We start from the raw sequence: 4,659 nt of genomic DNA, 5'->3' as shown, positions 1-4,659 counted from the left end.
GTTTTCTTACCCCCGACAAACTGGATCTGAACCGCGCTGGTACCACCACCGGATACAACAGCGTATACGGTTTCAATATACCAACGGCCAACCAGGCAGGCGGTTTCAAATGGAACAGCGGCGATGAACAGACCAACGAATGGCGCCCGCAGGGCATCGCCGGATTTACCTGGAACAATCGCAAGTTTCTGGTTGTGACCTGGTATGGTGTGGACAATAGCACCGTTCCCGGTGTATACAATGAGCACAAGGGTGTGCGGATCTCCATCGCAGATATCTCTGACATGAGCAATGTTACCTACAGGCATGTACTGTTGGTGCAGGATTCCGCCAACATGTCGAACTCGTTACTGTACCACGCCTCCAATAGCTACACGCAACTGGGCGCTTTCTGTCCGGTTACCATTCATGCTGGCGGCGTAGCCTGTCATGCCGGTAAAATCTATGTGGCCGATACCAAACTGGGCATGCGTGTATTCGACCTCTCCAAACTAATCGCTGTAAAAAGCGATGCCACATCTTCCCGCATAGGTATAGAAAGTAATGGCGACCTGAAAGCCTTCAATTACGGCTATATCCTGCCACAGACAGGCTACTACCGCATTACCAATGCCAGTCCATTTTCCTGCATAGAGCTGGGTGAAGGAGCAACCAGCGCCGATAAATACCTGTGGACAGGCCAGTATATTACCTCCGATGAAACGGCAGTGCCACGCGTATTCGGCTTCTCTGTGAACAGCACCGGCGCCGTGAACACCACCTCACAACCGGTGATCATCACGCCGATCGACAACGACACGACCTATGTACATGGAATACAGGGCGTTTTCCGGGCAGGCAGTAAAACCTTCATGAGCACTACTGGCAATAGCAGCTACCTCGGCTCCACCGCACGGCTCGTCAGATATAACGATGGCAGTGCCGCCGGTACACGTTACCGCTGGCCACATGGTGCAGAAGACCTGTACCGGGATGAAGCTACCGGATACCTCTGGTGCCTCACGGAATATGAAACAGAAAAATACGGGCAGGATAACAGATGCGTATTTGCCGTGCGCATTGCCGATTACGACTGACCGCTTGCCTTTGGCTACATAACAGATACGGCTACATGAATAACAGAATCCCCTTTCAGCAATTCAGATCATCGGTTGAAAAATAATTTCAATCAACGTTTGATATAACGGAGATCATCAATGCTGAAGGGGATCTGCTTTAATATTATATGGAAACAGCGAACAAGTCACAAAACCGGATATATCCCTGCTACATATATAAACAAATGATCCCGGGCTTTTTCTTGCTGCTTGTCCAGTTTCATCTTCCCCGATCATTATTATGCTGTAAAAGCATAATAGTCATGAAAGAAAAGAACACAACAACATCACGCGGAAAACTTATTACCTATTGGATTATCACCGGCTTTGTTGCCTTTGAACTGGCACTGGGAGCCCTCTGGGACTTTGACCTTGTCAATAAATCATACGTGCCCCGGGTGATGGCACACCTGGGTTATCCTCCATATGTTGCTATTATATTCGGTTGCTGGAAACTGCCTGCGTCCTATGTAATAGCAGGGCCGCGGATGCTGCGACTGAAAGAGTGGGCATATGCGGGATCATTTTTTACCTTCACGGGCGCAGCCGCCTCTCATCTTGCTGCCGGCGACGGCCCGGCAGCTATCATAAGCCCGCTGGTATTTGCAACACTCACAGTAGCCTCATGGGCATTGCGGCCCTCCTGGCGTAAATTGTGATACTTACAGCTAGTCGAGCAACACGCTACACTGCGCCTGGCCCCGGTCTGCGCCACGCACCACTACCACAGCGAAGATGTATACACCCAGTTTCCAGGTCTGCCCCGGGACAGGTACTACATTAACAAGATAGAAGCCGGGAAAGGTAATAGCTGCTACGGTGGTGATGTTCACCAGAGAGCCGCCAGGCGCCACAATCATGGGCTGCACCTGAAAGTTAGCTGCTACCAGGCCGGTAACGGGATTACCGCTGTTATCTGTGACGGATACGGTAATGTAGTTGGGATTGGCATTACCTGGCGCAGCAATTGTGTCTTCGGATAATGCACTGACAATTAAAAGTGCCATATGGATCATTTTGAGGGACAGCTCCAGTTTACACGGACGGAGCCGATTTCCGCCGGCATCACCCAGCCCTGCCGGTAGGCTTATCTGAATTTAAGAAAACAGCATGCAATGGGAAGAATGATTAACCTGACAGTTAATGCTGTTTCTTCAACATATGTAAATGTTTGGGGAGAAAACTGCCGGTAGCTTTACCTTAAAATTCAGAAGAATGAAATATACCATCCTGATCCTGGTAAATGCTACCAACCAGTGGCTGTCTATGCCACGTCATGAACGTGATGTATTTGTAGAAACAGAAGTGCGGCCCATATTCGATAAATATCGCGATGCCTGCGATATCAAGTTGTTTGATGCAGACTTCACCAATTCCAATGTCTCCGATTTTCTGATCGTGGAAACCAGCGACATGAATGCATTCGGGTATATGATAGGATACCTGCGGGAATCAAAAACCTTTGCGGTGCCTTATTTCAGCATACGGGAACTGATCATCGGCGTACCCAATAATTTCAGAGGCTCATTGTCAATTGGCGACATAACCGGAGCCAGGTAAGGGCATATTCCTTATGACTGCACAAAACACCACACACTACAGCGTGGTTTCTTTATTCTGATAGCTGTCAATGACAGCTATCAGAATCAGGTCTGTTACAATGCTTTCATCTTTCCCCGGATAAGTCTTGCGTTGCTCATGTATTATATTGAAGCCATTGGCCACAAGCGCATCTGTGAGATATCCGGCTTCGTGGTAGTAGATATACAACTGCTCTCCGGAAGATGAATATTGAAATCCTGATTGACTATACGCGCCCTCCATTGTGCTCAGATAAAGCACCCCTCTACTTTTCAGCAGTACAGCAACATCTGCAATGAGCGACACAGCCTCTTCCCTTGACAGGTAAGGCAATCCGAAACCGCACATCACCGCATTGAACTGCCAGGCTGTTTTCCCGATGTCACGGGCATCCATTATTTCAAAAATGCCCTGCGGGTTATTCTTTTCCGCCAGGCGGATCATATTGGGCGACAGATCAATACCCAATACCCTGAAACCGGGGCGCCGGCTCAGCAGGTATTGGGTGATATTCCCAGGCCCGCAGGCTACTTCCAGCACCGTGGCATTTTCATCCGGAATGTGATCACAGAAAAAATCGAAGGTGTCATGGTAAAGGCTAACGTCCATATACCGCTCTTCATATTCACCGGCACGTTTATCAAACAGACTGGCTGCATCTTTTGATCTGTCCATTGTTTCAAAGGATTATCAGATCAGGCTCCTGATCTTCCGTTTTTATACCGGTAAATATAAAACAAAGCACAGACAGCTTGTTACAATAAAAAAACCGCCCTGGCAAATGGGCGGCTTCTCCTGTAGAACAACATCAATACTACTTTATTGGCAGGATATATTTAAAACAGGAAGGTTGTTTACAATTCTTCCTGTTTCTTCAATCTCCCTTTTTACGCCTGATCATGGATACATCAAAAGGGCGCTGCACTTCTGATTCCATATAGTAGATAAAGGCATCAACATCATAGTCAAAGGAGGCCAGCGTCTGCGTTATCAGCTCCTGGAAACTCGTGGCTATAGGCCCTCCGTAGCTATCGCCTACTTCACGGGTGGCTTTTGTGAGTAATTGTTTTCTTTTTTCTCCATCTTTGATGCCTTCCAGTTGCGGGCGCAGGTCCACGCACTTTTCCAGCAGTTTCTCATGTAACGGTTTCATAGCAATTCAACTAAGGGATGATACATCGGCAATAACCAGCGCTCGTCTGGCAGGCAGTCGGCTTCTGCAGCGGTATTCCAGGAACAGTGATCAGTTGCGGATGAGGTTATATTTTACATACCGATTCCAGCCAATTTAACAAACACAGCTGCTACAATACGGCTGTAGGGAAATAAAATGTAGTACTCCGTTATTTTTTTGCTAAACCTTCAGCTGTTCTCTTGCTGCAGCAAGATGATGATCATCATGTTCGGCTACAAAATAAGCGAGATCCACAATGCGCATGGGTGTTTTCAGTCGCGGATGCAGCGCGGTGTTCTCCAGCTGGTCGTCCTGCAGTTGTTGTAGTTTGTCAACAAACAACCGGCGTTGCTCCCGGAAAGCACGCAACAGGTCCTTTAACGGTGTTGCATTATGATTGGCATTCTGTGTCCGCTGGTTGGTAAGGTCCGCCACTCTCAGTTCCGCAGCGCCGTTGATAAGGTCTTCCAGTCGCCCCAGCCACAATGGCTCCATATCCCACAGGTGCCCTACCTGTTCTTTAACTGACCATTTATCGTTCCGCTTCGCTGACAACGTTGCTTCATCTGCATGGGTTGTCAGCTCCTCTGCACGCGCAGGCGTGCCACTCAGACGTTCAATAATAGCTGGCAATACGCCATTGTCTTCAATTACAGGAAATGTTCTTTTAAACCATTCTGTTCTTCTCATCATTGTACATGTTTTTAAAATCCTACAATAAATTTCCGTATCTGAATTTACATACTTTTTGTTTACGTTAAATAAAATATGATCACCGGCGCAGTGCGCTCCCGAAAACATATTTTT

At 47.8% G+C, this 4,659-nt stretch carries 7 protein-coding genes; 3 read left to right on the top strand and 4 right to left on the bottom strand.

Going from position 1 to position 4,659, the window contains the following annotated elements; all coding sequences use genetic code 11:
- On the top strand, positions 1-1,076 hold a 1,076-nt coding region (locus tag VM802_RS00035), incomplete at its 5' end, for a hypothetical protein (RefSeq protein ID WP_325526645.1).
- A gap of 284 nt (positions 1,077-1,360) precedes the next feature.
- Complete coding sequence (locus VM802_RS00030; protein WP_325526644.1) at positions 1,361-1,756, top strand: DoxX family protein; 396 nt, start codon at positions 1,361-1,363, stop codon at positions 1,754-1,756.
- Between the two features lie 9 nt (positions 1,757-1,765).
- Here the strand turns inward: VM802_RS00030 and VM802_RS00025 are convergent, their stop codons facing one another.
- A complete protein-coding gene (locus VM802_RS00025) occupies positions 1,766-2,104 on the bottom strand; it encodes a hypothetical protein (protein WP_325526643.1) in 339 nt (112 codons plus the stop codon).
- A gap of 208 nt (positions 2,105-2,312) precedes the next feature.
- Between VM802_RS00025 and VM802_RS00020 the strand changes: the two genes are divergently transcribed.
- Complete coding sequence (locus VM802_RS00020; RefSeq protein ID WP_325526642.1) at positions 2,313-2,657, top strand: darcynin family protein; 345 nt, start codon at positions 2,313-2,315, stop codon at positions 2,655-2,657.
- Positions 2,658-2,693: 36 nt separating this feature from the next.
- Here VM802_RS00020 and VM802_RS00015 read toward each other — a convergent pair whose 3' ends face one another.
- From VM802_RS00015 to VM802_RS00005, 3 genes are all read right to left on the bottom strand, one after another.
- Entirely contained in the window at positions 2,694-3,353 is a 660-nt protein-coding gene (locus VM802_RS00015) for a class I SAM-dependent DNA methyltransferase (protein ID WP_325526641.1), read from the bottom strand.
- A gap of 199 nt (positions 3,354-3,552) precedes the next feature.
- Positions 3,553-3,831 carry a hypothetical protein gene (locus VM802_RS00010; RefSeq protein ID WP_325526640.1) on the bottom strand — a complete coding sequence of 93 codons (279 nt, stop codon included), beginning with the start codon at positions 3,829-3,831 and terminating at the stop codon, positions 3,553-3,555.
- Positions 3,832-4,032: 201 nt separating this feature from the next.
- A complete protein-coding gene (locus VM802_RS00005) occupies positions 4,033-4,545 on the bottom strand; it encodes a DinB family protein (RefSeq protein WP_325526639.1) in 513 nt (170 codons plus the stop codon).
- Between the last annotated feature and the right edge of the window lie 114 nt (positions 4,546-4,659).

Origin of the sequence: Chitinophaga sp. (genome assembly GCF_035538455.1) — a bacterium.
GTDB lineage: Bacteria > Bacteroidota > Bacteroidia > Chitinophagales > Chitinophagaceae > Chitinophaga.
Note: the sequence above shows the minus strand (reverse complement) of the source record. Positions and strands in the feature narration are given on the sequence as shown.

Bases quoted from the DNA above. Each gene is read 5' to 3' on its own strand.
- VM802_RS00030 (WP_325526644.1), top strand. From the start codon at position 1,361: ATGAAAGAAAAGAACACAACAACATCACGCGGAAAACTTATTACCTAT.
- VM802_RS00025 (WP_325526643.1), bottom strand. From the start codon at position 2,104: ATGGCACTTTTAATTGTCAGTGCATTATCCGAAGACACAATTGCTGCG.
- VM802_RS00020 (WP_325526642.1), top strand. From the start codon at position 2,313: ATGAAATATACCATCCTGATCCTGGTAAATGCTACCAACCAGTGGCTG.
- VM802_RS00015 (WP_325526641.1), bottom strand. From the start codon at position 3,353: ATGGACAGATCAAAAGATGCAGCCAGTCTGTTTGATAAACGTGCCGGT.
- VM802_RS00010 (WP_325526640.1), bottom strand. From the start codon at position 3,831: ATGAAACCGTTACATGAGAAACTGCTGGAAAAGTGCGTGGACCTGCGC.
- VM802_RS00005 (WP_325526639.1), bottom strand. From the start codon at position 4,545: ATGATGAGAAGAACAGAATGGTTTAAAAGAACATTTCCTGTAATTGAA.